Consider the following 26,479-nt stretch of genomic DNA (forward strand, 5'->3'; position numbering starts at 1 on the left):
TGCGAATAGTAGCGGAGTACATCATGGCCGATGCCAAGCGAAAGACACGTGTTACCTCAAGTCACTGGGGTGCGTTTAAAGTCATTACCGAGGGTGATGCGATTGTGGCTGTCGAGCCGTTTAGTGCGGACCCAAACCCTAGCGCGATTTCTGAAATATTACCGGCTGCTGTTCATCATGATAGCCGTATCAAACGTCCATCGATTCGCCGTGGTTGGTTGGAAAGTCGTAACCGTGACAAGCGGGGAGAAGATGAGTTTGTTGAGTTGCCGTGGGATGAGGCTTTAGATATTGGCGCTGCTGAGCTTGATCGGGTGCGCAAAGAGCACGGCAACGAAGCGATTTACGCCGGCTCTTACGGGTGGGGCTCAGCGGGGCGTTTTCATCATGCACAAAGTCAGGTACATCGTTTTTTAAATACGGCGGGCGGTTATGTGTCGTCTTTTGGGAGTTACTCAACCGGTTGCGCGCAGTCGATTATGCCACATGTGTTTGGTATGCCGTTTTTGAAATTCACCTATGGCTCGCAGGATAGTTGGGAAACCATTGCAGCGCACACCGAAACATTGGTGATGTTTGGCGGGATTAATCCCAAGAATTCACAGGTCAGTATGGGTGGAATTACTGAGCATGAAACCGCGGATCGTTTTAAGCAATTCGCCGCCTCGGGAATGCGCCGGATCAACATCGGCCCGCAGCGAACTGATGCGCCTGAGGGTTGTGAGTGGCTGCCGGTTAAACCGGCGACTGACACTGCATTGATGTTGGCATTGGCTTATGTCATCGAAACGGAAGGCTATACCGATGAGGCGTTTCTTGCTGAGTTTACGACAGGCTTTGAGCGTTTCAAACCGTATCTGTTAGGTACGAGTGATGGTCAGCCAAAGTCGCCGGAATGGGCCAGTGCGATCTGTGGTGTGAGTGCGGATGAAATATCTGAACTAGCGCGGTATATGGCGACGACGCGTACGCTGATTACCGTGTCATGGTCGTTGCAACGTGGCGAGCACGGCGAGCAACCGTATTGGATGGCGGCAACATTGGCATCGATGTTGGGGCAGATTGGGCTGGCCGGCGGCGGCATTGGTTTTGGTTATGGGGCGATTGGTGGCATCGGCAAGCCGTTAAAGCATTTACTGGGGATGACCTTGCCGCAAGGGGTGAATCCTGTGAAGACGTTTATTCCGGTGGCGCGTGTTGCTGACATGCTACTCAATCCGGGTGTGGATTACGATTTCAATGGTAAGCGAGAACCTTATCCGGATATCAAACTGGTTTACTGGTGTGGCGGTAATCCCTTCCATCATCATCAGGATTTAAATCGTTTACATGAGGCCTGGAAACAGCCGGAGACGGTGATTGTGCATGAGCCGTGGTGGACAGCGACGGCTAGACGTGCGGATATTGTGTTTCCTGCAACCACACCGTATGAGCGTGAAGATATCGGTTTATCCAAAATAGACGACTACCTGTTTAATATGCCGCAGTTGATTCCGGCGCAGCATGAGGCACGTGATGATTATGAGATTTTTGCGGGTCTGGCTGAGAGAATGGGCATAGGGGATGCTTTTACGGAAGGACGGAGTGCTGAGCAGTGGTTACGTCATCTTTATGCAGATTTTCATGATAATGCAGTGAAAGGGGGTGTCTATATTCCAGACTTTGATGGCTTGCGTGAGCAAAACTGGTTGAAACTGCCTATCCGTAGTTTGGAATATGAAAAGCCATTTTTAAGAAACTATCGTGAAAATCCGCAGACCTCGCCACTGCCAACACCATCAGGAAAGATTGAAATCTTCTCTGAAACCATCGAAGGGTTTAATTATGACGATTGTGCGGGGCACGCGATCTGGTTACCGCCTCAGGATTGGTTAGGGGCTGCGACTGAGGCAATGCCTCTGCATATGATCTCACCGCAACCGGGTGATAAGCTGCATAGTCAATTAGAGTGTGCGCTGGCAGATGTTGAAGGTGCTCGTCCTGAAACTCTGATTATGCATCCCACGAATGCACAGCAACGTGGACTGCAAACGGGTGACATTGTCAAAGTACATAATGAGCGTGGAAGTTGTCGCGCGCGTTTACGTGTGTCGGAGGATATTGTCGAGGATGTCGTGGCGCTACCAACAGGCGTTTGGTTTAGTGATACCCACAAACATGCAAAGGGCGGACAAACTGATGGCCATTCCAAAGGGCTGGATGAGCACGGTAATCCCAATGTGCTAACGCGTGATGTGGGTACTTCTCGCTTGGGGCAAGGTTCCAGTGCACATACGGCCTTGGTGGAGGTGTCAGCACTGCTTTAATGCTGTCAAAAGCTGATATTTATAAATCGTTTACGGTAGAATAGCCGATTGTTCGAACCTCAGTGAAAGGCCGCTATGTCAAACCAACCCGACGCACCTCATAGTTTTGCACGTTTTGAATTGCACCCCTGTTTATTGGATGCGATTAATGCGCAAGGTTTTGATCGCCCGATGCCGATTCAGGGCCGCGCGATCCCTAAAATCATCGAGGGGCGTGATGTTTTAGCCAGTGCAGAAACCGGTAGCGGTAAGACTGCAGCTTATGTATTGCCTTTACTACAATCGCTACTTGAGCAGCGTCTGGAAGAGGGCGTGAATGCCGCTAAAGGTCACCATATCCGTGCTTTGATTCTGGTGCCGACGCGTGAGCTGGCTTTACAGGTATCTGAAGTAGTGGGTGAGCTTGGCTCTAAAATGCGGCCCGCAGTGCGTTGCACCAGCGTATATGGTGGTGTGGATGTCAACGTTCAGGCCAGCGCATTAGCGCATGGCGTCGAGGTCTTGGTAGCAACACCTGCACGTTTATTGTCGCTAATTAATGCTAAAGCGGTTGTGTTTAACAAGCTGCGTACTTTGGTGCTGGATGAGGTTGACCGGCTAATTAGCAGTGACTTTCAGGATGAAGTGGAAACGATCCTTAAGCACCTGCCAAACAAGCGACAGAATCTGTTTTTTACCGCCACATTCCCTGATTCCATTCGTGATTTAGTGCGTAAAGTGCTGAACAATCCCGAGGTCATCGACATTCCGCTGGCGTCTAAAATTCTCATCGATCAGCACGTTGCGACGGTGAATCTGCGCGATAAAGTGGCTGCTTTGGGGTATTTATTAAAAGAAAATGATTGGCATCAGGTGTTGGTGTTTGCCACTACTAAAAAGAGCTGTGATGAGCTTGTGAAGGCATTGAAGTCCTTAGATGTGGATGTGCTTGGGTTGCATGGCAATATCCCGACAGATCAACGTGAAGAGGCGTTAGCGCTGTTTAAACGCGGTAAGTTACGGGTCTTGGTTGCGACGGATATTGCGGCACGCGGTTTGGATATTGGTCAGCTGGACTGTGTGATTAATTTTGAATTACCCCGTCAGGCAAATGACTATCAACATCGCATCGGGCGTACTGGTCGTGCCGGTAAGACAGGGCAAGCAATCAACTTAGTAGCGCACCATGAATTGGCGCACTTTGAAGCCATCGAGAAATACAATCAGGAACGCTATCCCAGAGAAGTGATTCCGGGGTTTGAGCCGGATGAGATTGCACCACCGCCACCATCACGTCGTAAGCCAAAGAAGGTGGTTGGTAAGAAGCGTAAAGCGAAACAAAAAGCGAGTCTTAAGAAGCAGCGGACTAAAAAGCCATTCGGCTCAGGTGAGGGTATCAGCAAGTCAGAAAGTTCCGGGCCTTATAAGACGACTGCTCAGCGAAATGCAGAGAAAGCTGACGCTGAAACGTCTTACAAAGAGCCTAAAGGCGCGGCGTTTTATGGCAATCCAGTGGCCTCAAAAAAGCCAAGTCTGTACAAAGGCTCATCGGGTGATGCGCCAACTGCGGACTCAAAGCGTCAGTCGTCTGAAAAAGACGGTGATAGTGATCCGAAGCCTTCTTTTTATAAGAAAGCTCCGGACTCTGAGTGAAACATCAGCCTGATAAATCAGACTGATTTGTTGGTGTGATGATTACTGGATACGAACCGCACGGCAGCAGCCATTTAGCTCTTCACCACGAATCATCGCCTTCACACGGTAGTGCACATTCTGTTTAGACAATGTGTGGAAGCATTGCTTGGTGTATTTAACCGTCATGTCTGCCTGAGACTGGCCATTTGAGCTTTTAAGCACCGTTTTCATCGCCGTGTTCCAGCGGTTACGGTCTTGCTGCTGATGAATGATCGGTAGCATACCAAGTGGCTGTCCGCGAAGATTGACATCCAATGCCTCTCCTGTGTGCACAATCACTCTCCAGAATGGGCTCATATTGCCGCACTCCAGTACCCATTTACCTTTTGAACCGGGTGCTGCAGGTGTACGTGCAACGGCCGGGCGTGGCGCGACTCTGGCTGGTGCTGGTGCGACGGCTCGTGGTGCAGCGGGTCGGGGAGCCTGAGCCGTTTGCATTGGGCGAATGTAACGTTCACTTACCCAGCCAGTGTTTCCTTGCCAGGTGACTTTAGTCCAAACAGTGCGACCGACTGACACGCGTTGGCCTGTGCTGCGAACATATTTACCATTATGCGGGATTTTAGCGACGACGGGGTTTTTCGTGCCGGGTTTGCTGCGCATATTGAGCGAGTCATTGCTCGCGACGCCCTGAATTTGAAATACGGCTGCCTGAGCCATTTGAATTGACAGAAGTGTAGCGGCTGCTACTAATCCTGCACGTCCCAATAAAGTGCTGATTTTCATTTAAACCGTCCTTAATTTAAATATAAAAAGCCCCGAAACAAGTGCTTGTTAACGGGGCTAAGATTGGGGTCGAACTCACAGGGGTATTGTTATTGCGTTACAGATAACAAGTCGCTGAGTATTTTCCCATCTGTAAACTGACCGACTGCCTAATAAGGGCGATAACTGAGTTATTCGCCCTTGTGCAGTCAATTAACGCTGCCCACCGTAAGTGTGGCTGTGTTGGTTGGCGCCGTTCGGATGTGTGTGTGTCACCGAGTTCGTCAAATTGTTCGCAGGGTGTCTGTGAGTATTGGCAGAATTCTGTGATACCTGTGCTGTTACCGCCTGGCGTGGAGGAAGCAAGAAGTCATGTACGTGTACGCCTGCACCACCAGCATGGGTATGCTGAGTTTGCTTGTTGTAAGGCGAAGAAGGATGAATGTGAGTCACTAACTGAGTGCCTGTGTTCACTACCTGACGTTGTTGCTGTACTTGTTGTGCCTGACGCTGCCCACCGTAGTTATGGCTATGCTGTGCACTACCGCTGGCGTGTGTATGCGTCACTGCGTTAGTGAACTGGTTACGTGGATGCGTATGTGTGTTTGCATTGGTCTGTGTGACAGCGCGAACCTGAACTTGAGGCTGCTGTACCTGACGCTGTCCACCGTAGTTGTGCTTGTGCTGTGAACTGCCACTTGCGTGAGTATGAGTCACGGCATTAGTGAACTGGTTACGTGGATGCGTGTGCGTGTTTGCATTGGTCTGTGTAGCAGCACGAACCTGAACTTGTGGACGTGGCTGTTGAGTAGCCTGTCCCTGACAGCTGTAACGGTGTGTATGTTGATTGGCACCGTTTGGATGCGTGTGTGAAACCGAGCGTGTGCAAGGGTTAGCAGGGTGAGTATGTGTGTTGGCGGTATTGGCAGGACGTTGCTGAACAACCTGAGTAGGTCGCTGCTTCGTTGTAATTGCCGGCATGCCGTTACCCGGTCCAACATATACGCTGCGAACAGTCCCTGTACCGGCATCATAGATATCACCAGTACGCTGAGTAACCTGAGTGCTGTAGTTCGGGGTGTTGATGTAAGTCTGAGTGGTCGTCGTTTGTGTTGCAACCGGTGCTGGCGGCGTATAAGTGTAATCAGTCGCAAGGTAGCGCTTGTTGATCCAGCCGTTAACACCATTCCAGTTTATTTTAATCCAGGTAGAGCGACCAGTCTGTACTTGCTCGCCATCGCTGTTGATTCCACTACCGTTCGATGGGATTTCACCAATGATCGTACTTCTGGCATTTGGCTCAGAACGAATATTCAATGTATCCCAGCTTTCTACACCCGATACGATATAACGCTCAGAGGCTGCAGTCGCTTGATTCATCGCCGCGACACTAATGCAAAGAGCAATACCAGAGACAGACGCTGCCTGTTTCAGTCGATTAAATACATTCATAAAATTATTCCTTTCCCTGTTTAATATTTACTTTATAGGAGACATTATAAGGTTTGAATCGAGGCCGCTGAATCAGTTTTACCAGTGGAATGCAACGATTTCCATACACTTCTTGTAATTATATTATAGTGCTAAGCGAGCAAAATCAATGATTTGCACTGCCTTTGTTATAAACCTATGTATTTTTAGCGTGTAGATGTTCTAGTTGTAAGGTTGAAACCTAAAAAGGATGTTAATAATCAGCCTACTTAATATTGATGCCGTGATAAATAGACTTTGCTTATTACATGGGCTGAGGTGAGTAACCACCATGCGCAATATAGCAATGATATAGCTAGGAAGCTGCTATGATTCCACGTTTAATAACATAAGTATATGAGGTAAATCATGCCGCTTACACTAGTATTGGGAGGTGCCCGATCGGGTAAAAGTCGTTATGCCGAAACATTGGCGTCAAATACCGCCCAAACGGTAATTTATGTGGCAACGGCACAAGTGCATGATGCTGCCATTGAAAAGCGCGTTGCACTGCACAAAGATAGCCGTCCGGCAGAGTGGCAGACGGTTGAGAGTCCACTTCAGCTAGCAAGCACTTTGGAGTCGCTGGCTCATGATAAGGTAACCTTGTTGGTAGACTGTTTGACGATGTGGGTTACCAACTGCTTATGTGCTGAAGACAACATCCTTATTTCGCAGGAAATAGATGCTTTCAAAAAGGTACTGCCCACACTGTCAGGTGACATTATTTTAGTAAGCAATGAAGTGGGGCTGGGGGTTATCCCGATGGGTGAGTTGACGCGTGACTATGTTGATACCGCGGGCAAGCTTCATCAAGACATTGCAGCTCAGGCAGACAACGTTGTTATGGTCGTTTCAGGTTTACCGATGGCATTTAAAGGTGTTGTCTGACTCGTGATTGCAGGCCTTGCCGTCCGTCTAGTGGTTGCTTACTTTTAGTCCTATACAGTTATCATTCACTCAATGATAACAATAAAGGAATGAGCGGATGACTGATCTATACATTACCTATGGCCTGCGCGAATCCATGTGGGTTAATAAACTGGTCTCTTTATTGGATGCTGAGGGCTACACAGTCTTTTGGGAGCACGCTGTAGCTCCGGGTGCTGATGTACGTTCTGAAGAGAGTATTCAGGCGCTCACCGATGCTAAATGTGTGCTGGCTGTCTGGTCTGATACGGCGGTAGATGACTTTTGGGTTTTGTCTGACGCTGAACGAGCGCTGGAGCAAAAAAAGTTGATCTCATTGGTTGCAAAGTCCGCGGTGATTCCAAGAGCCTTCAGGCAGATTGAAACGATCTTCACTCAGCATTGGGATGTTAAGACGAAAGAAGAAAAGGTGTTTACCAGGTTGCTGGAGAGTATTGCGGCTTTCACCGAATCTAGTCAGCCACGACGTTCTGACAGAGAGCAAGAAAGAATAGCGCGCCAGCAACGAATGAAGGCGGAGAGTGAGCGTCGTCGTCAGCAGGTATTGCAGAGAGAAGTAAGAGCGCAGCAGCGCCGAACTACGGTATAGAGTTATCCACTGCAGCTGTGGATATAGTTGTTAGTAGTGCTGCAAAATGCACTCTGGCCCTAGTGATTATGGGGCTCTAAGCGAATTGATTAATTTTTGATCTATGTGGTTTGGAAAGTCCATGCGTTGCCCCCAATGTCAGAGGCAACGCATAGCGATAAGTCTTAACCGCTTACCGTTTCAAGTTTCCAGATATCGTTGTTGTACTCTTCCATCGTACGGTCAGTCGAGAAGAAACCACTCTTTGCCGTATTGAGAATACTCATGGTTTGCCACTTTTCCTGATCCTGCCAGACGGCAGACACTTGCTGCTGCATATCAACATAACTGCGGAAGTCAGCCAGCGTCATCCAAGGGTCATGTGGGTTCATCAACGTATTCATAATGTTGTCGAATATACCCGGCTCGTTAGAGTTGAAGTGACCCGAACGAAGCAGGTTAAGCACGTCACGCAAGTCTTCATCGTGATTGATGTAATCAGATGGATTGTAGTGGGGTTTCAGCTCTTCAACTTCATTTTCGCGTAAACCGAATAAGAAGAAGTTATCTTCGCCGACCGCATCCATAATTTCGATGTTAGCGCCATCATAAGTACCGATGGTCAGCGCACCGTTCATCATGAACTTCATGTTACCAGTACCAGAAGCTTCTTTGCCCGCGGTAGAGATCTGCTCTGATAAATCGGCCCCTGGCGCAATGATCTCCATAGACGACACATTGTAGTTGGGTAGGAATGCCAACTTAAGCTTGTCAGAAACTTCAGCATCGCTATTAACGACTTCAGCAACACTGTTGATCAGCTTGATGATGTCTTTAGCCAGTAGGTAACCTGGCGCAGCTTTACCACCAATCAGCACGCAACGAGGACTCCAGTCCTTGGTGTTGCCTTTTTTGATTTGGTTGTATAGGTGAATCACGTGTAGCACGTTTAATAGCTGACGCTTGTATTCGTGAATACGTTTTACCTGTACGTCAAACATCGCATCCGTGTTGAAATCAACGTCACACTTTTCTTTTACAAGCTTAGCCAGACGCATTTTATTGGCTTGCTTGACGGCCTTCCAGTTGTTGCGGAACTCTGTTTGTTTAAGGTCAGCAAATGGCGTCAGCTTGTCGATCTGTGATAAGTCCTTAATCCATTCATCGCCAATCTTGCTACTGATCAGTTCTGTCATCATAGGGTTCGCATGTGCAACCCAACGACGTGGTGTGACACCATTGGTTTTATTGTTAAATTTCTCAGGCCATAGTTCGTAGAAATCGTGGAATAAGCCTTTCTTCAGTAGCTCAGAGTGAAGCGCTGCCACACCATTGATTGAGAAGCTACCAGCGATGGCCAGATGCGCCATGCGCACATGTTTCACCGGACCTTCTTCAATAATTGACATGCGGGATTGGCGATCGGTGTCACCAGGCCAACGCTGAGAAACAACTCTCAGGAAGCGGCTGTTGATTTCATAAATGATATCAAGTAAGCGAGGTAGCAGTTCTTCGAAGAGTTTTACCGGCCACTTTTCCAGCGCTTCTGGCAGCAGAGTATGGTTGGTGTACGCCAGCGATTCGGTAACGATTCTCCATGCAGTATTCCAGCCCATTTTCTTCTCATCCATTAGAATACGCATCAACTCAGCCACCGCGATGGTTGGATGAGTGTCATTCATTTGGAAGACATTCTCTGCAGAGAATCTTGAGTAGTCAGGCGCACCGTCAAAACGTTTTTCCCATTGGCGGATAACATCCTGAATACTGGCGGATGCAAGGAAGTACTGTTGCTTTAAGCGCAACTCTTTTCCATTCTCAGTCGTGTCGTTTGGGTACAGTACCATTGAGATATTTTCTGCACTGTTTTTAGCGCCGACTGACTCGGTGTAACTACCGGAATTAAACTCATCGAGATTAAACTCGTCAGTGGCTGTTGAGTGCCACAAGCGCAGTGTATTAACAGTGTTGTTGTGATAACCCGTCACTGGCATATCATAAGGAATGGCAATGACGTCATTAGTTTCAACCCATTGTGCAACGAGCTGACCCTGGTCATTTTTGCGGTACTCAGTGTGACCACCAAATTTGATGCGTTGTGAGTATTCCGGGCGCTCGATTTCCCACGGTTGGCCATCACGTAGCCAGTGATCCGGCTCCTCGTCTTGGTAACCATTGATGATTTCCTGACGGAACATGCCGTACTGGTAGCGAATACCATAGCCGGTGACCGGTAGTTGCAGAGTGGCGCAACTATCCAGGAAACACGCCGCTAAGCGACCCAGTCCACCATTACCTAGACCTGCATCAGCTTCTGCTTCGATGACGTCTTCTAAGTGGAAAGACATTGATTCCAGCGCTGCACGCGTATCTGGTTCTATGTCGAGGTTTAGTAGGTGGTTACCCAGTGCACGGCCAATCAGGAACTCCAGCGACATGTAGTTTGCACGTCGGACTCCCGGCATTTTTTGAGCCAGGCTGGTGTTACGCCAGTCTGCCATAATACGATCACGTAATGTCAGGCTGAGTGCGTTGTAAGCGTAGGTTGGCGTTGTGCCGGTACTACGACCTAAAAAGTATGTGAGGTAATGATTAAAGCTAGCTTCTAGTGCCGTTTTGTCAACAGATAAACGCTCCATGCGCGGTCTATACTGTTTATCTTCGTCTGTGTGGCCCATTGATTAAAAATTCCTTTGAATCTATGTTTTAGTGTGTTGTTAGTGATAGAGGGATAAATATTGTGAGGCACTGTTGTGCCATCCGAAATCCTTTCGCATTCCGGTTTGTTGTAATCTTTCCCAGAGTGGTTTGTCTTGATAAAGATGAAGCATGTGCTGCATCGTAGCAATAAACGCATTGGTGTCTGCTGAATACATCACGAAGCCATTAGCGGTGCCATCTTCGATCGTTTCATCCGTGACATTGACAACAGTGTCGGCTAAGCCGCCAGTGAAGTTAACCACGGGTAAGGTACCGTAGTGCAAGCTGTACATCTGGTTAAGTCCGCACGGTTCAAAACGGGATGGCATGAGGAAAACATCACTGCCTGCCTCTACCATGTGTGCGGTTTCTTCTGAATACCCGAGGTAGCAGAAAACACGCGTTGGGTAGCGGTCACGCAATTTCTGTATGACTTGCTCGTAGTATGGATTGCCTGATCCCATAAGCATGAAGTTGGCATCACTCTGATTGATCAACGTAGGGATAGCCTGTGTGATTAAATCCACACCTTTTTGCTCGACCAGACGGGTCACCATTCCCATTAACGGCGCTTCCATCATGGCGTCGGTGACGTGATCAACATGCTTTGCAAGTAGGGCGCGTTTGTTATCGCTCTTGCCCGGTTGAACCTGATCTGCCGAGTAATGATGCGGTAGATAAGGATCTGTCTGTGGATTCCAGACATCGTCATCAATGCCGTTGAGAATTCCGGTCAGCTTGTATTGGCGGGCAGATAAAATACCCTCCATACCATGCCCAAACTCGGCACTACAAATCTCTTTGGCATAAGTGGGACTGACGGTGGTGATGGCATCAGAGTAAATAATTCCCGCCTTAAGCATGGAAAATCCACCGTAGAACTCAACACCTTCTGAAGACCACCACACATTCGGTAGTCTCATTTCATGAAACTGTTGTTCTGAAAAGTGACCGCCATAAGCGAGATTATGAATCGTGAAGATACGCTTAGGTGGTTCCGGATGCTCTTCCAAAAAGGCAGGAATCAAGCCGCACTGCCAGTCATTGGCATGTACGACATCAGCTTTCCAGTCTTTAATGACATGGCCTGTCGCGATTTGTGATACGGCCCACGCAAACTGAGTAAAGCGCTCAGCATTATCAAACCAATCCTGTCCTTCCTGATTAACATATGGATTACCGGGACGGTCAAACAAAGCCTGACAATCAACCAACCAGAAAGGGGTCTTTATGGCCTTATGCTTTGCTTCAAGCAGGCGTATGGATGGTGTGAAATAGCCATAAGGCGAATCCATCCAGCCGAGGATTTTAATCTCATCACACGAAGCCAATACATCACGGTAGGCCGGCATAATGATTTTTACATCTTCTCCGGCCTCCTGAAGTGCATGTGGCAGGCTGTAGGCGACATCACCTAAGCCGCCGGTTTTGACAACAGGCCAGACTTCACTACTGGCAAACAATATGTTCATTTAACCACCTTTAAGAACAGTGCGCCAAGTGGCGGCAGAGTTAATGCAATGGACTGCTCAAAGCCCATCCATGCTGTGTCTTCTGACTCTATCAGGCCGCTGTTGCCACAGTTACTACCGCTGTAGTAAGACGAGTCTGTGTTCAGAATCTCTTGATACTCACTGGCATCGGGTACGCCGATACGATAGTTTTCGCGAGGCACCGGTGTGAAGTTAAACAAGCAGATAATGTAATTGCCTTCTTCATCCTGACGGATCAGGGAAAGGGTTGACTGATCCGAGTCGTTACAATCAATCCAGCGGAAACCATCGTGTGAGAAATCAAGCTCATGCAGCGCTGTTTCTTCGCAGTAGAGTTTGTTCAAATCGGCTACTAAACGAGACACGCCTTGGCGGTCTTCTTCCTGCGCAGCATGCCAATTTAGCTGGCCCAGCTCGTTCCATTCTTCAGGCTGTGAGATTTCACCACCCATAAACATGAGTTTCTTACCAGGATGTGCATACTGCCAGGCGTAAAACAGGCGCTGGTTCGCCAGTTTTTGCCAGCGGTCACCAGGCATTTTATCAAACAGGCTGTACTTACCATGCACTACCTCATCATGAGACAGCGGCAGTACAAAGTTTTCACTGTAAGCATACACTTGGCTAAAGGTCAGCTTGTTGTGGTGATACTTGCGGTGAACCGGATCATTCTCGATGTAGTCAAGATTGTCATTCATCCAGCCCATATTCCACTTCATAGTGAAACCGAGCCCACCGAGTTCGATAGGACGGGATACCATCGGCCATGAGGTAGACTCCTCAGCCATAGTCAGTGCGCCGGGTGCTTCCTGATGCACAATGCGGTTCATTTCCTGAAGGAAGGCTACCGCCTCAAGGTTTTCACGCCCGCCAAACTCATTCGGCAGCCATTCACCGTGATCACGGTCATAGTCCAGATACAGCATCGAAGCAACCGCATCTACCCGTAAGCCATCGATATGGAATTCTTGTAGCCAGTACAGTGCATTTGCCAATAAGAAGTTACGAACTTCATTGAGTCCGTAGTTGAAAATCAGGGTGCCCCATTCTTTGTGTTCACCTTTGCGGGTGTCAGCATGTTCATAGAGTGCATCGCCATTGAAGCGTGCCAGCGCAAAGCTATCTTTCGGGAAGTGAGCAGGCACCCAGTCGATAAACACACCAAGGCCATTTTGGTGACAACGATCGATAAAGGTACGGAACTGATCCGGTGATCCTAAACGTGACGTTGGCGCGTAAAAACCAGTAACCTGATAACCCCAGGATTGATCCAGCGGATGCTCTGTGATGGGCATTAGCTCGATATGCGTATAGCCCATTTCTTTAACATAAGGAATCAGGCGATCGGCTAACTCTTCCCAGTTATAAAATTCTTCCGGGGCAGGGCGTTGCCATGAACCCGCATGCACTTCATAAATACTGATTGGCTTATGCTGCCAGTCAAAGTTAGCACGTTGCTCCATCCACTCCTGATCCTGCCAGCGATAGGTGTCATCAGCAACGATGCGCGAGGTGGTATCAGGGCGCAGTGCCATTTCACGGGCATACGGGTCGGTCTTAATGAGGAGTTGACCATCTTTGGACAGCAACTCATATTTGTAGTGCTCACCGGGATTGAGGCCGGGGATGAATATTTCCCACAAACCTGAACCGCCCAAGGCACGCATAGGATGGCAACGTCCGTCCCAGCGATTAAAGTTACCGACTAAGCTGGCGCGCTTAAGCGACGGAGCCCACAGTACAAACAGGCAACCTTCAACACCATCAATCGTTTTTAGATGAGCACCCATAAAACGGTACGCATGGTTGTGCTTGCCTTCGCTAAACAGGTGAATATCTAACTCATCAGTCTGCGGTAAAAAGGAGTAGGGTGAGTACTGCTCATGCCACTCTGAAGTGTGCTTGTCCAACCATTTCAGTTGGTAATGACTGCCTACTTCAAATGATTCATCCAGTGCTACTTCAAAAAAGTCAGTCCCTTCAAGACGCTTCATAGGCGTGTCTTGATTAAACATTACTTCTTCAGCGTTGGGCATAAACTCACGAACTAACGGTAATCCTTTGGCATTTTTCTGATAACCCAGTACCAAAAACGGGTCGTGTAAAATACCTTCCTGCAATGCTTTCATGGTCATATTCACTGATCGATCTCCTTCCGATGGTGTTGGGTCACTGTGCGCGCGATCTCACTGGGTAGTGAGTCTGGTATATCTTGCCACTGAAAGCGCCAGAGCCAATTATTATCAACTGTACCAGGTGTATTCATACGGGCCGAACTGTCGAGTTTCAAAAAATCCTGAAGTGGAATGATGGCAAGGTTGCCTTTGGTTGCGAATGTTTCATCTATCATCGCGCTGCAAATGTCATCCGTTTTTTCTTGTTTCAAACGTTCCCATACGAAATCTTGTTCGCTGGTTTCCAATGTAGTGTACCAGCCTAACGTGGTGTCATTGTCGTGGGTCCCGGTGTAGACCACGCGATTACTCACAATGTTCTCGGGTTTATGAGGGTTGTCCTCAAACCCATCGAACGAAAACTGCAGAACGGACATGCCGGGCAACTCAAATTGATCGCGCAGAGCAATGACTTCCGGAGTGATTAGTCCTAAGTCTTCTGCCACGATCGGCACATCACCTAAGCGTGCTTTGAGTGCGGCCAGTAAGTCTTCACCGGGTACTTCTTCCCAGTAGCCGTCAATGGCGGTCGGGCATTTTGCGTCGATCATCCAGGTCGCCTGAAGGCCTCGGAAGTGATCGATACGTACAATATCAAACAAACGGTAGTGGTGCTCCATGCGCTGCATCCACCATTCAAAGCCGGTTGTTGCCAAATGCTTCCAGTCGTAATGTGGGTTGCCCCAGCGTTGTCCTGTTTCTGAGAAATAGTCTGGTGGAACACCGGCTACCAGCGCTGGCTGCCCATGTTCATCTAGTAAGAAGCATTCCCGGTGTGCCCATACATCGGCACTGTCATGAGCGACAAAAATCGGCATATCACCGAATAAGTAAATACCCCGATCCGTAGCGGCTTGTTTTACTTGTTGCCAGCGTTTATCGAGCTGAAATTGTTGCCAGGTGATTGCCTGAATCTCATCGGCTGAGTCAGCGTGTAATTGATGAATTGCAGCCTCGTCGCGGTCTTTGTATTGCTGAGGCCAGTCATACCAAGGGAGTTGTTGGTATTTCTCTCTTAAAATGCAGTAATCCGCATAGTCTGTTAGCCAGAAGCGTTGTTGCTCGCACCAGCTTTTGTAATCTTCGTTATCCGGATTAATGTCACTGTCATCATCAAGCAACGCAGGATTCATCGCAAACGCGGAGTTACATAAATAGGGTGAGAAGCTATGTTGTGGAACCCCTAAAGGTAAAACCTGCCAGACACTGAGGTCAGCGCTTTTCATGAAATCAAGCCAATGGATCGCTTGTTCATCAATTTTGCCTGATGGCAAAGAGGTCGGATGGAGCAATACGCCAGCACGGCGTTGCTTTAATGGGTTATTCAATCAGGTGACTCCGCTATGTATGACGGCAGCATATTTACAGTATCTGCCATCACTAATACTCATTTACTTAATCATTGAAAAGAGTGCTTACGCCTTCTCTCTCCAACGCGTTGAACCATCCATTGGAAATGAATATTGCCCCAACATTTCTGGTGTGACTAATACAATACCCTCGGGTGAAACGTGGAATCGTTCTCTATCAGCTTCAATATCTTCACCGATAACTGTGCCTTCAGGAATCTCTGTTTCCTTGTCAATAATTGCACGGGTAATCCGACAGTTTGGTCCAATGCGGACTTTAGGCAGAATCACGCAGTCTTTGATAGTACTGTGACTCTCAATGATGGTATTAAATGAAATAACTGATCGTTTTACCTTCGCACCAGAGATTATACAGCCTGCAGAGATTAAAGAATCAATTGCTTCGCCGCGACGACCTTCTTCATCAAAAACAAATTTAGCGGGTGGGTTTTGTGTTTGATAGGTCCAGATTGTCCACGCCCTGTTGTAGAGATTGAGTTCGGGCTCGACATCGCATAGCTCCATATTGGCTTGCCAGTAAGATTGTAAGGTTCCTACATCTCGCCAGTAAGCCGGTAAACCTGTTTTATCGTCACGGAAGGCGTAAGCCATTGCAACCGAGTCTTCAATTCTGGCCGGAATGATGTCTTTACCAAAGTCATGGGAAGATTCAGGCTTGGCAGCATCCTCGGATAAGGTTTCATACAAGAATCGAGTTGAGAATACGTAGATACCCATGGAAGCCAGTGATGTCCCGGGCTTGCCTGGTATTGATTCAGGCTCTGCCGGCTTTTCATCAAAACGGGTAATGCGCATGTCATCGTTGACTGCTAAGACACCAAAACCCGTGGCTTCCTCTGTCGGCACTTCGATCGCACCTACCGTGAAGTCTGCACCGGACTGAACATGTTGCACCAGCATTTTGGCATAATCCATCGTGTAGATGTGATCACCACCCAATACGATCACATACTCCGTATTGTGACGCTGCATAATGTCCATGTTTTGGAACAAAGCATCAGCAGTACCTTTGTACCACGCTTTTTCGCTCGTGCGTTGCTGTGCTGGCAGAAGCTCGACAAACTCGCCGATTTCTGCACGCATAAAGCCCCAGCCGCGCTGTATATGACGCAGCAGAGAGTGGGATTTATATTGTGTTAGTACACCTATTTTGCGTAGTCCTGAGTTAACGCAGTTGGATAATGCAAAGTCGATAATTCGGTATTTTCCACCAAAGGGCACGGCGGGTTTAGCTCGCCATTTGGTTAAATCCTTTAACCTTGATCCCTCGCCACCAGCCAGTATTAATACCAGTGTGTTGCGAGTCAATTCTGTGATCATGTTAGGTTCAACATAATACTTATGTAAATCATCATCACCCTTAGGTGTTTGTGCCATAGCAGGTTCCCTCGATGCTAATAACGGTAAGTTGCGGTCTCGATTGCTCCCTGAAGATTTATACAAGCACTCGTAACCAAATAAATGGGTGTCTGCTGAACAAGCTTGCTCATTGTGCCTTTTTTAAGGCAGGCATTCATGAAATGTTCTGATTGCATCCATTGCTGTAGCTCTGCGGCTACTCGTCCACCGATATAGACTCCGCCCATTGGCTGATAGAGTAAGGCCAGGTTGCCGACGTAGGCACCGTAGGTAATCGCAAATAATTTTAAGGCTCTTTCAGCAGCAGGGTCTTCAGGTGCGCGTTGAATCATTTGTGACACGCTGATATCTGTCTTGGTGCCTGATTCAGGTTGCTTACAGTAGCGGTATAGTTCTAACAAACCCTCATGGGATAGGATACGCTCATACGAAACATGATTAAAGCGTTTCATTAAATACTCTAATAACTCAATCTGCTCTTTGTTGACCGGAGCGAAGTCTACATGCCCACCCTCACTATCATGTTTGGTGAATGCATCTTGCGTATGATCCATCCACGTCATGCCTAAACCATGACCTGCACCGGTAACGACACGGATACCACGCTCGCGTTTAATCCCTTCGTTTAACGAGATCAGGTTTTCGTCTGGTGTGATATCGATTCCACGGGCAGCAGCATCAAAATCACTAATCAGCGCTACTTCATTGATGTAAAACTGTTCACCTAATTGTTTGGCATCCAATGTCCAGTCAAGTCCTTTGATGTGGCACTGTTCTTGTTCAACTTTGCCAGCGACAGACACACAAAAGCGCTCGATAAGTGCAGACTTCGCATCAGCATCATGCAGGAATTGCTCGATCAGTCGTCGCGGACTGACAAACTCGCCAGGCTGATAGTGATGACGAAATAACTCCTGACGTGCACCATCAATTGAGATTTTAAGAAGGACTAGTTCAGCGTGTTCACAGCTGATATCAGCGGCTAGAATTTTCATATTAGTTACTCATGGTATTTTTATTATTAGCAAGTATTTATTGTTTTTGTCTAACGTAAGGCGCCCCGCTTCTTGCTAAGCGGGATATACCTTTTCTCTGTAATGTCTGATTAATGTATTAGTTGAAGCATCATGTTGAGTAGTACAGCTAGGTATATGTAATTCTTGCAATATTCGGTGACTCAAACTATCGCTAAGCTTAACGCCCCACTGATCAAACGGATTAATATTCCATAAAATGCTTTGGGTAAACGTTTTGTGCTCATAAAGCGCCAGTAATATACCCAGTGATTTGGGACTGACTCGTTCCAGCAATAGCATATTACTCGGATTGTTACCGTCAAAAACACGGTGTGGAATGGTGTTTTCAGCGTCATGTTGCTGGTAGCTTTCCTGGTCGACTACTGAGAGTGTTTCGTTTAAGGTGCGGCCACGCATTAATGCCTCAGTTTGTGCAACAGCATTGGCAAATAAACGGTCATGTTGCTCCTGGTGAATGCTGTGCGTACGCATCGAAACAATAAAGTCAGCCGGTATGATCTTATTACCACGGTGAAGTAGTTGATAAAATGCATGTTGGTTGTCCAAGGCATTACCACCCCAGATAATGGGGCCGGTGGCGTATTCGATTGTCCGGCCAAAGTTATCAACTGAGCGTCCGCAAGTTTGCATATCCAGCTGTTCAATATGCCGCGGCAGGTCTGCCAGATTATGATCATATGGCAAAATTGCCTGAGTTTCTGCCCCCAGAAAGTTGTTATACCAAATTCCGATCAGAGCCAAAATCACCGGCATGTTTTCTTCAAAATCAGCCTGATAAAAATGTTGATCCATTTCATGAGCGCCTTGTAAAAAGTCCATGAAGTGGCGTGTGCCTATTGAAAGCACGATCGGCAAACCGACTGCTGACCAGGACGCATAGCGATAATCCAGCCAGTCCCAAAGTCGGAAGATATTGTCATCGTGAATGCCGAATAAAGTGGCTGCATGATGATTACTTGTCACCGCAATGAAGTGCTGTGCAGTGTTTTGGCCAGACGCTGCCTCAAGTAGCCATTGTTTAGCGACTTTAGCATTCGCGATGGTTTCAGGCGTTGTAAATGATTTACTACTGATAATGAAAACAGTGGTGGCAGGATTCAGCTTATTCAGCGTTTCCTGAATCTGAGCGCCATCTATGTTTGAAACAAAATGCAGTGATAGTGTCGGAATCTGATGGTAAGGCGTCAATGCTTTACAAATACATTCTGGCCCCATGCCTGAACCACCGATACTGATATTTACAATGTTGGTAATAGGCTGACCGCTGAAGCCTGTATATTCACGACGATGCAACCGCTCAGTTAACTGCTGCATTTTACTCAGTAACTCACTAACCTCTGGCATCACATCGTGACCATCGACCAGTGCAGACTCAGAGCCCGGATTTCTCAGTGCGGTATGGAGTGCAGGGCGTTTATTAATCTGGCTGAGACCCGCTTGTTGAAACATGCTGTTTATTGCATGGCCGAGATTAGCCTCACGAGCCAACTGGAACAGTAGGGCTAATGTTTTATCGGTAATACAATTTTTGGAGTAATCCAGTAGCAACCAGTCAAACTTCAGCGACATCTTTCTATGTCGCTGAGAGTCAATACTGAACAGGCGGCGCATGTGCAGTTGTTTACAAGACTCCGCGTGTTCAGTAAGAAGTTTATAGGCAGCTAGCTGCGTAAATGAATGACTGTCCTGACGGCTCATGCATCTCCGGTCCAGGCCTCCTTGTCACAATAGACACTTGCCTGATTATTGGTTGTTATATTTGTTATCGGCATGTCAACACCACTAATCCAGTCCAACACTCTGTCGTGTTTAGATTGACCAGTGATTAAGATCAATATTTGATCATTATTACTGAGGCAGGCTGAACTCAAGCTGACTCGTTCAGGTGGTGGTTTGGGTGCGTTAAGCACAGGAAGTGCGAGTGGTCCTTCCGGGTAAATATGTCCGGGGAACAGGCTGGCTGTGTGGCCATCTTCACCCATGCCAAGTAACACCATATCAAACTGGCCGACATTCTGAAGTACCTTGTCATAAGCCGCTGCAGCCGCATCCGAGCCTAACTCAGAGGGTATGAAATGCACTTGGGAGTCTGGTATGGAAACATCATTGAGTAAGCATTCACTTGCCATCACGCTATTGCGTTCAGCATCGTCTGGTGACAGACAGCGCTCATCACCCAAATAGACGTGCCAATGCTGCCAATCACTGTCTGTCTTAGCTAATAGACGATAGATGACTTTGGGTGTGGTGCCGCCAGCAAGTACCAGGTGGAACGCACCTCGTTGACTAATTGCAGACTCTGCCGCGTTGAGGATGTCTTGCGTGGCTTGTTCAGCCAATACTGTCGCATTGTCAAAGAGCTGCCAGACAGGCTTTGTGAAAGTTGGTGATGCGCTGGTCATCATGCGTCCCCGAAAATTGATAAAACGGGAATGTTCGCATTTGTCAGGAGTGAATGCCAGTCAAGCCATGTGAATCTCAGGTATGCAGATGCGCATGCTTGTACAGATACATCATGAAGTGTAAATCAATGTCACTCTGCGTTGCTTTGCCCGCGCACCAGTCGTACCAGCAAGCGGTCATTGCGCTCGGAGTTATTGAGGAGGATGTCATCCTGAATCACGGTGACGACTACCCCTTCATCGTTGACGGTATTCGTCCAATAAGCAAAGTGTTCTTTGAATGGAAAATAGTGTACATCAATCGCTGACTGATCGGTCAGGTCAGAGCGTGTTGGGTCTACCAGACTCAGTAATTCATCGGCTGTCGGTAAGCGCCAGTCGTTGTAGCCGCAGTAGTTGCTTTGATTAACGCGCTCAGTAAAGGCATTGGTGTTGCAGTAGCTATCGGGATCATCTGCACGATATCCATAACAACTGGAGTCTATACCCAATAAATCCGGGTTAGTTCTTGCCTGCCCTGAGGGTGTTTGCTCGGGTTGATACCAGTTGTAGCTGTCATGACCGTGTAGTGCACTGCTAGGGTCGCGCTTTTGCCAGAATAGTTTGGTATCTGCATCTTCAACGCACTCCCATGTGTGGCTTTCATCAGGCAGACGATTACCATGAGAATCAATCTTGTACAGCTTTTTTGCCTTTGTTGTGAGGTCATCAGTGTTGACCTGTGCTAAATCTTCACCTGTTGTCTCTGTTGGATGCTCGCCTGAGTAAACGCTGGTAACACTCAGCGTCAGTAAACAACATAGCAGGGTGTTGATCGCATGTATCTTATACATTGCTGACATGAAAGTTCCTTTTCTTTTGGACAGCTGGGTTTGGTTTTATAAGCGTGTCAAAATTAACGACAAACGTCATGCACTCATTATGAATTCCTGATGGTTGGTAAAAAAACAGGGACAGGGAGTGTTATCAGGAGTTATCGGGGACTTTGTTACCTTTGTTTGCCGCCTTACTGACTTTCGCTTCCGGATGATAGCGGTAGTGTCCGGTTATTTTGAAGTCGAACAACATGTCATCAATCACCGGGCCATTACCGATGTTGTGGGCAATTAAATGACGACGGGGGTCTTCCTCACTCACCATTTCCAGCACAACGCCTATGTGTGGCATTTTGGGGCTAATTTGCCATGTCACCAGATCTCCCGGTTTGTAATTGGTCGGGTCATCACTAATTTCAATGGACTCGCCTTTGCGGTCGAAGAAGGTTTGTAAGTTGTAGACACGGCGGTGGTCGATATTGGTATCAGGTCGGCGTAGGCCCCAACGTCTACGACTGGGGTACTTTTTGAAATGACGCTTGATGTCTTTGTGTACTTCTTCTTGTAAGTCGATACCAAGAGTGCGATATGAGCGGATCACCACATCGGTACAAACACCAATATCAGAGGGGACATCACCCATGGGATAAGCAATCTTAAGATAGCTGCCATCGTAACGAACCCTGTGCATTGTTCTGGATAGCGCAGCTTGTGCCAGTTCTTCGGCAAAAGTAAGTGGTATCTCTTCTGGTTCTACAGAGACTGGTAACGGCTCGTCATCGGGAGCATATGGGTCTTCGCGATCACCGGGTTGGTGAAACCAGCCCTCAGGCATGCGACTAAGGTCTGGCATTTGCTCATGAATGGATGCCAGTGGGGGGATAGCAAGCTCACGTCGTTCCACCAGATTTTCTGGTGCTGTTGATTTTGGCTCGCAGCCAACAATCAAAAAGCCTGCAATTGTCACAGGGATAGCGAGTCGGGATACATTCATTACCTAAATGTAACGTCATTTTCTAACTATTCAAGTATTACGCGTTACCATCTGTTAACGATTACCGGTTAGGTTAATTAATTGACGTAAACGTCAATTGAAATTATCATTCTTGATATGGAGAAAAGCATCGATCATTTATATAGCATATCTGAGTTGTCTGACCTGTTCAGTATCAGTGCAAGGACCATCCGGTTCTATGAAACCAAGCAATTATTAACACCACGCCGTATAGGCGGCAACCGGGCTTATAGCTATAGCTATAGCGATAAGATTCGGCTGGCATTAATACTGCGTGCAAAACGGTTGGGCTTCTCTTTGGTAGATATTCGCGAGTACATCGAGTTGTATGACGCTGACCCGGATCACAAAGAGCAAATACAGCTTTTGTTGTCTAAGGTTGAAAGCCGGATGGATGATCTGAAGCAGCAGCAAGAAGACTTGATGATTGCGATTCGCGAACTCGAAGACATTGAGTCTCAATGTGTTGAGCAATTAAAGCGCATTGACGGTCAATGTTAAGTCAATTAATCTGGAACTGTGGCTATTAAATAAACGATCAGTTTCTTACAAATTAAACTATAAAATACACAAAAAAGCATTGTTATCTTCATACTGTACAGTGCATTGAGGAGTTAAAATGGAAAAAATCTGGCTGGCAAGCTATCCGGACAATGTGGGCCCCGAGATCGATACGAATGAATACTCATCCCTGAATGACTTGATGAGACAAAGTGTTAGCCGCTTCGGTGACAAGCCTGCATACGAGAATTTGGGTAAACAAATCACGTTTAATGAGCTTGACCAGCTGACTACCCAATTTGCTTCCTATCTGACCCATGTCGCAGGGCTGAAAAAGGGCGATCAAATTGCCATTATGCTGCCTAATTTGCTGCAGTATCCGGTGGCCTTATTCGGGGCATTGCGCGCTGGTCTGATTGTTGTCAACACTAACCCTCTCTATACCGACCGTGAGCTAGAGCATCAATTAAAAGACTCCGGTGCTAAGGCGATTGTGATTCTGGAAAACTTCGCCCATACATTGGAAGAAGTGGTTTCAAAAACTCAGGTTGAAACCATCATCACCACACAGATTGCTGATTTGGTTGGCTTCCCTAAATCGTTGCTGGTCAACAGTATCGTTAAATACGTGAAGAAAATGGTTCCGGCGTTTAATTTGCCGACGGCGGTCAAGTTTAACCATGTATTAGCTGAAGGTAAGAAATACCCCTTCGAAGATGTTGAAATGTCGCATGAAGATATTGCATTCCTGCAATACACCGGTGGTACAACCGGCGTTTCAAAAGGTGCTGCGCTGACACATCGCAATATGATTGCTAATTTGCTACAGGCTAACGTCTGGGCAAGTGGTGATTTAAAAGAGGGCACTGAACTGGCAATTACTGCACTGCCTCTGTACCACATCTTTGCCTTAACAGCGAATGCACTATTCAGCATGAAGATTGGTGCGAATAGCTTACTCATCACCAACCCACGGGATATGCCTGGTTTTGTTAAGACTTTAAAAGGCCGACGTTTTTCTTATATCACAGGTGTAAACACACTGTTTAATGGTTTGATTCACACGCCTGGTTTTGAGCAGTTAGATTTCTCTGGGCTCAAGCTATCACTAGGTGGTGGCATGGCGGTACAACGTTTTGTTGCTGACGAGTGGAAGCGAATTACTGGTTGTACACTGGTCGAGGCTTATGGTCTGACTGAAAGTGCACCAGCAGTCTGTATTAACCCTGTGAACCTCAAAGAGTTTAACGGAGCGATTGGTTTACCATTGCCCTCTACTGAAGTGTGTATTCGGGATGCGGATGGTACAGAACTGGGACTGAATACGCCGGGCGAGCTGTGCGTCAGAGGGCCGCAGGTCATGAAGGGTTATTGGAACCGTCCTGAAGAAACTGCCAACGTGCTGGATGCAGATGGTTGGTTGAAGACCGGTGATGTCGCTGAGATCGATGAGCAAGGTTTTGTGAAGATTGTCGATCGCCTGAAAGATCTGATCATTGTCTCAGGCTTTAATGTCTATCCAAATGAAATTGAAGACGTGGTGGCGAGCCACCCTAAGGTCATGGAAGCTGGTGCGATCGGAGTTGCTGATGATAAGTCAGGCGAGGCTGTGCGACTGTTTGTCGTGGCTAATGATGATAGCCTGACAGAGCAGGAAATTAAGGACTATTGTCACACTGAATTGACCGGGTACAAACGTCCGAAGCAAATAGTCTTCACTGATGAGCTGCCTAAGAGTAATGTGGGTAAAATACTACGTCGTGAACTTCGTGATAAAGATGTGTCGTAAGTTTATGTTTTCAGAGTGAAGTGCTCAGTTATAAAAAAACCCGCTAATTCAGCGGGTTTTTTGTTGAGCTAAAATACTACGGTCACTTACAAGGTAGGTCCTGCTTTAAGCAAAACCTGTCCGGCAGCGTTATCGGTATATTTATCAAAGTTCTCGATAAATAGTTTTGCCAGACTTTCTGCGCGTTTGTTCCATTCTTCCGCGTCCTCGTAAGTATCGCGAGGATCAAGTATGCCGCTGTCTACATTTGGTAGTGCGGTCGGCACATCGAGATTGAAGTAAGGGACGGTCTTACTCTCTGCGGTCTCAATGCTGCCATCAAGAATAGCGTTGATGATGCCACGTGTATCTTTAATCGAAATACGCTTGCCAGAACCATTCCAGCCCGTGTTGACCAAATAAGCTGTTGCACCGGAGTCTTGCATACGCTTAACCAGCGTTTCTGCATATTTCGTTGGGTGTAAGCTTAGGAAAGCAGCACCAAAGCAGGCTGAGAATGTTGGCGTAGGCTCTGTGATGCCACGTTCAGTTCCGGCAAGCTTCGCCGTAAAGCCCGATAAGAAATGGTACTGCGTTTGCTCAGGTGTCAGTTTAGAAACAGGGGGCAAAACACCGAAAGCATCAGCTGATAAGAAGATCACTTTCTTAGCAGGGCCACCTCGTGAGTGAGGCTTAACAATGTTTTCAATGTGCTCAATCGGGTAGGAAACGCGTGTGTTTTCAGTAATTGAGCCGTCATCGTAGTCGATACTTGAATCTTCACGAACCGTCACATTTTCCAATAGTGCATCGCGACGGATCGCAGCATGGATTTCAGGTTCTGCTTCTGCACTCAGGTTGATGGTTTTAGCATAGCAACCACCTTCAAAGTTAAAGACACCTTCATCATCCCAACCATGCTCATCATCACCGATCAGCGCACGCTCGGCATCAGTGGATAGGGTCGTTTTACCGGTACCAGACAGGCCAAAGAAAATCGCCGTATCACCATCTTTACCGACATTGGCAGAGCAGTGCATAGAAGCAATGCCTTTAAGCGGTAGAAAGTAATTCATCATGGAGAATAAGCCTTTCTTCATCTCACCACCGTACCAGGTACCACCGATCAGTTGAATGCCTTTGCTCAGATCAAATGCCACAAAGTTCTCAGAGTTTAGTCCCTGCTTTTCCCAGTTTGGGTTGGTGGTTTTTGCACCATTCATCACCACAAAATCAGGTTCAAAATTCTCTAACTCTGCCTCCGGTGGACGGATAAACATGTTTTTAACAAAATGCGCCTGCCATGCCACTTCCGTAATAAAGCGTACATTTAAGCGTGAATTTTCATTGGCACCACAAAAGGCATCAACCACAAACAATCGTTTGCCGGAGAGTTGCTTACAAACTACAGACTGTAGTTCTTCAAACACTTCCGGAGTCATTGGCTTGTTGTCGTTTCGTCCTTGATCGGACCACCAAATCGTGTCGCGTGTTACATCATCACGAACGATATATTTGTCTTTAGGTGAGCGCCCGGTAAAGATGCCGGTATTGACATTAATCGCACCGCTATCAGTAGGGATACCACGCTCATAACCTTCCAGGTCGTCGCGTGTTTCTTCTGCGTAGAGGGTTTCATAAGAGGGGTTGTAGACTATCTCGGTAACATTCTCAATGCCGTACTTAGAAACGTTAATTATTGTCATCGTATCTAGAGTCCTGTGGTTAAAATGTAAAACGCCTCGCTTGGCTGGGCGGGGCGTTGTCAGAGTGGAGCAACAAAGCTTCATACTCCATGTAGTCTTTAGCTATTAATTAAAACCAACTTGGCTAATCGGGCGTAATTTCAGCTAAAGAGGTTTCAAAGCACAACAATCAGAATGTCATCGGGAGGCTAGGGTAGGAGACTAGTATCCTGACTATTCCAGTGCGATTAAACTCATATACCCATGCATAGTGAGTACAAAAGCCGTATCAGCGGGTGCTTCTGAAGCAGACGGTAACATAGTATTCAAGGCGCACCAACCGCGTAAACTGGTGCCGGGAAGTGTAAGATTGTCTGATAAGCGGGAATTTTCATTTTTACTTGTATGACAAGTTAACGTTTTTATTAAAAATGGATGTATTGTTAGGCTAGGTGTTGTTCAGCGAAGTACTACTAAGTGTCTAATATATTGTCTATTATTATATTG

General features: G+C 47.3%; 19 protein-coding genes. 6 read left to right on the plus strand and 13 right to left on the minus strand.

What is annotated here, in order from left to right; all coding sequences use genetic code 11:
* Nucleotides 1–23 precede the first annotated feature (23 nt).
* Nucleotides 24–2,306: a molybdopterin-dependent oxidoreductase gene (locus DKW60_RS07845; protein ID WP_109837101.1), complete on the plus strand. Its 2,283-nt coding sequence runs from the start codon at nt 24–26 to the stop codon at nt 2,304–2,306.
* 75 nt (nt 2,307–2,381) lie between these two features.
* The gene (locus DKW60_RS07850) at nt 2,382–3,938 is read left to right on the plus strand and encodes a DEAD/DEAH box helicase (protein ID WP_109837102.1); all 1,557 of its coding nucleotides are present in this window, start codon (nt 2,382–2,384) and stop codon (nt 3,936–3,938) included.
* A gap of 42 nt (nt 3,939–3,980) precedes the next feature.
* On the opposite strand, the gene DKW60_RS07855 is transcribed toward DKW60_RS07850, so the two are convergent.
* Together DKW60_RS07855 and DKW60_RS07860 are read right to left on the minus strand one after the other, a co-directional pair.
* Nucleotides 3,981–4,706, minus strand: coding sequence for an SH3 domain-containing protein (locus DKW60_RS07855; protein WP_109837103.1), 726 nt, complete (start codon nt 4,704–4,706; stop codon nt 3,981–3,983).
* A 192-nt stretch (nt 4,707–4,898) separates the two neighbouring features.
* Nucleotides 4,899–6,137: an SH3 domain-containing protein gene (locus DKW60_RS07860; RefSeq protein ID WP_109837104.1), complete on the minus strand. Its 1,239-nt coding sequence runs from the start codon at nt 6,135–6,137 to the stop codon at nt 4,899–4,901.
* Between the two features lie 387 nt (nt 6,138–6,524).
* Between DKW60_RS07860 and cobU the strand changes: the two genes are divergently transcribed.
* Together cobU and DKW60_RS07870 are read left to right on the plus strand one after the other, a co-directional pair.
* On the plus strand, nt 6,525–7,046 hold the full coding sequence (gene cobU, locus DKW60_RS07865; RefSeq protein WP_109837105.1) for a bifunctional adenosylcobinamide kinase/adenosylcobinamide-phosphate guanylyltransferase: 522 nt from the start codon (nt 6,525–6,527) through the stop codon (nt 7,044–7,046).
* A 97-nt stretch (nt 7,047–7,143) separates the two neighbouring features.
* Nucleotides 7,144–7,674 (plus strand): toll/interleukin-1 receptor domain-containing protein, encoded by a 531-nt coding sequence (locus tag DKW60_RS07870; protein WP_109837106.1) that lies wholly within the window; start codon nt 7,144–7,146, stop codon nt 7,672–7,674.
* 164 nt (nt 7,675–7,838) lie between these two features.
* On the opposite strand, the gene DKW60_RS07875 is transcribed toward DKW60_RS07870, so the two are convergent.
* The 10 genes from DKW60_RS07875 to DKW60_RS07920 form a co-directional block, all read right to left on the minus strand.
* Nucleotides 7,839–10,331 (minus strand): glycogen/starch/alpha-glucan phosphorylase, encoded by a 2,493-nt coding sequence (locus DKW60_RS07875; RefSeq protein WP_109837107.1) that lies wholly within the window; start codon nt 10,329–10,331, stop codon nt 7,839–7,841.
* Between the two features lie 39 nt (nt 10,332–10,370).
* Nucleotides 10,371–11,825 (minus strand): glycogen synthase GlgA, encoded by a 1,455-nt coding sequence (glgA, locus tag DKW60_RS07880; RefSeq protein WP_109837108.1) that lies wholly within the window; start codon nt 11,823–11,825, stop codon nt 10,371–10,373.
* Entirely contained in the window at nt 11,822–13,981 is a 2,160-nt protein-coding gene (glgB, locus tag DKW60_RS07885; protein ID WP_109837109.1) for a 1,4-alpha-glucan branching protein GlgB, read from the minus strand. The genes glgA and glgB overlap by 4 nt, the downstream gene beginning before the upstream one ends.
* Nucleotides 13,982–13,983: 2 nt before the next feature.
* Nucleotides 13,984–15,348 carry a 4-alpha-glucanotransferase gene (gene malQ / locus DKW60_RS07890; RefSeq protein WP_245929630.1) on the minus strand — a complete coding sequence of 455 codons (1,365 nt, stop codon included), beginning with the start codon at nt 15,346–15,348 and terminating at the stop codon, nt 13,984–13,986.
* 87 nt (nt 15,349–15,435) lie between these two features.
* A complete protein-coding gene (gene glgC, locus DKW60_RS07895) occupies nt 15,436–16,767 on the minus strand; it encodes a glucose-1-phosphate adenylyltransferase (protein WP_181389623.1) in 1,332 nt (443 codons plus the stop codon).
* A 17-nt stretch (nt 16,768–16,784) separates the two neighbouring features.
* Complete coding sequence (locus DKW60_RS07900) at nt 16,785–17,744, minus strand: glucokinase (RefSeq protein WP_109837110.1); 960 nt, start codon at nt 17,742–17,744, stop codon at nt 16,785–16,787.
* Between the two features lie 75 nt (nt 17,745–17,819).
* Complete coding sequence (gene pgi / locus DKW60_RS07905; RefSeq protein WP_109837111.1) at nt 17,820–19,484, minus strand: glucose-6-phosphate isomerase; 1,665 nt, start codon at nt 19,482–19,484, stop codon at nt 17,820–17,822.
* Complete coding sequence (gene pgl / locus DKW60_RS07910) at nt 19,481–20,191, minus strand: 6-phosphogluconolactonase (RefSeq protein WP_245929632.1); 711 nt, start codon at nt 20,189–20,191, stop codon at nt 19,481–19,483. The genes pgi and pgl overlap by 4 nt, the downstream gene beginning before the upstream one ends.
* A gap of 128 nt (nt 20,192–20,319) precedes the next feature.
* Nucleotides 20,320–21,030, minus strand: coding sequence for an Lcl C-terminal domain-containing protein (locus tag DKW60_RS07915; protein ID WP_109837113.1), 711 nt, complete (start codon nt 21,028–21,030; stop codon nt 20,320–20,322).
* Between the two features lie 124 nt (nt 21,031–21,154).
* Nucleotides 21,155–21,997 (minus strand): DUF1287 domain-containing protein, encoded by an 843-nt coding sequence (locus tag DKW60_RS07920; RefSeq protein WP_219988670.1) that lies wholly within the window; start codon nt 21,995–21,997, stop codon nt 21,155–21,157.
* Between the two features lie 117 nt (nt 21,998–22,114).
* On the opposite strand from DKW60_RS07920, the gene DKW60_RS07925 reads away from it, so the two are divergent.
* Together DKW60_RS07925 and DKW60_RS07930 are read left to right on the plus strand one after the other, a co-directional pair.
* Nucleotides 22,115–22,519: a MerR family transcriptional regulator gene (locus tag DKW60_RS07925; RefSeq protein WP_109837114.1), complete on the plus strand. Its 405-nt coding sequence runs from the start codon at nt 22,115–22,117 to the stop codon at nt 22,517–22,519.
* 118 nt (nt 22,520–22,637) lie between these two features.
* Nucleotides 22,638–24,308: an AMP-binding protein gene (locus DKW60_RS07930; protein WP_109837115.1), complete on the plus strand. Its 1,671-nt coding sequence runs from the start codon at nt 22,638–22,640 to the stop codon at nt 24,306–24,308.
* An 86-nt stretch (nt 24,309–24,394) separates the two neighbouring features.
* Here the strand turns inward: DKW60_RS07930 and pckA are convergent, their stop codons facing one another.
* Complete coding sequence (gene pckA, locus DKW60_RS07935) at nt 24,395–25,993, minus strand: phosphoenolpyruvate carboxykinase (ATP) (protein ID WP_109837116.1); 1,599 nt, start codon at nt 25,991–25,993, stop codon at nt 24,395–24,397.
* Nucleotides 25,994–26,479 lie beyond the last annotated feature (486 nt).

It is taken from the genome of Leucothrix pacifica (assembly GCF_003172875.1).
Classification (GTDB): Bacteria; Pseudomonadota; Gammaproteobacteria; order Thiotrichales; family Thiotrichaceae; genus Leucothrix; species Leucothrix pacifica.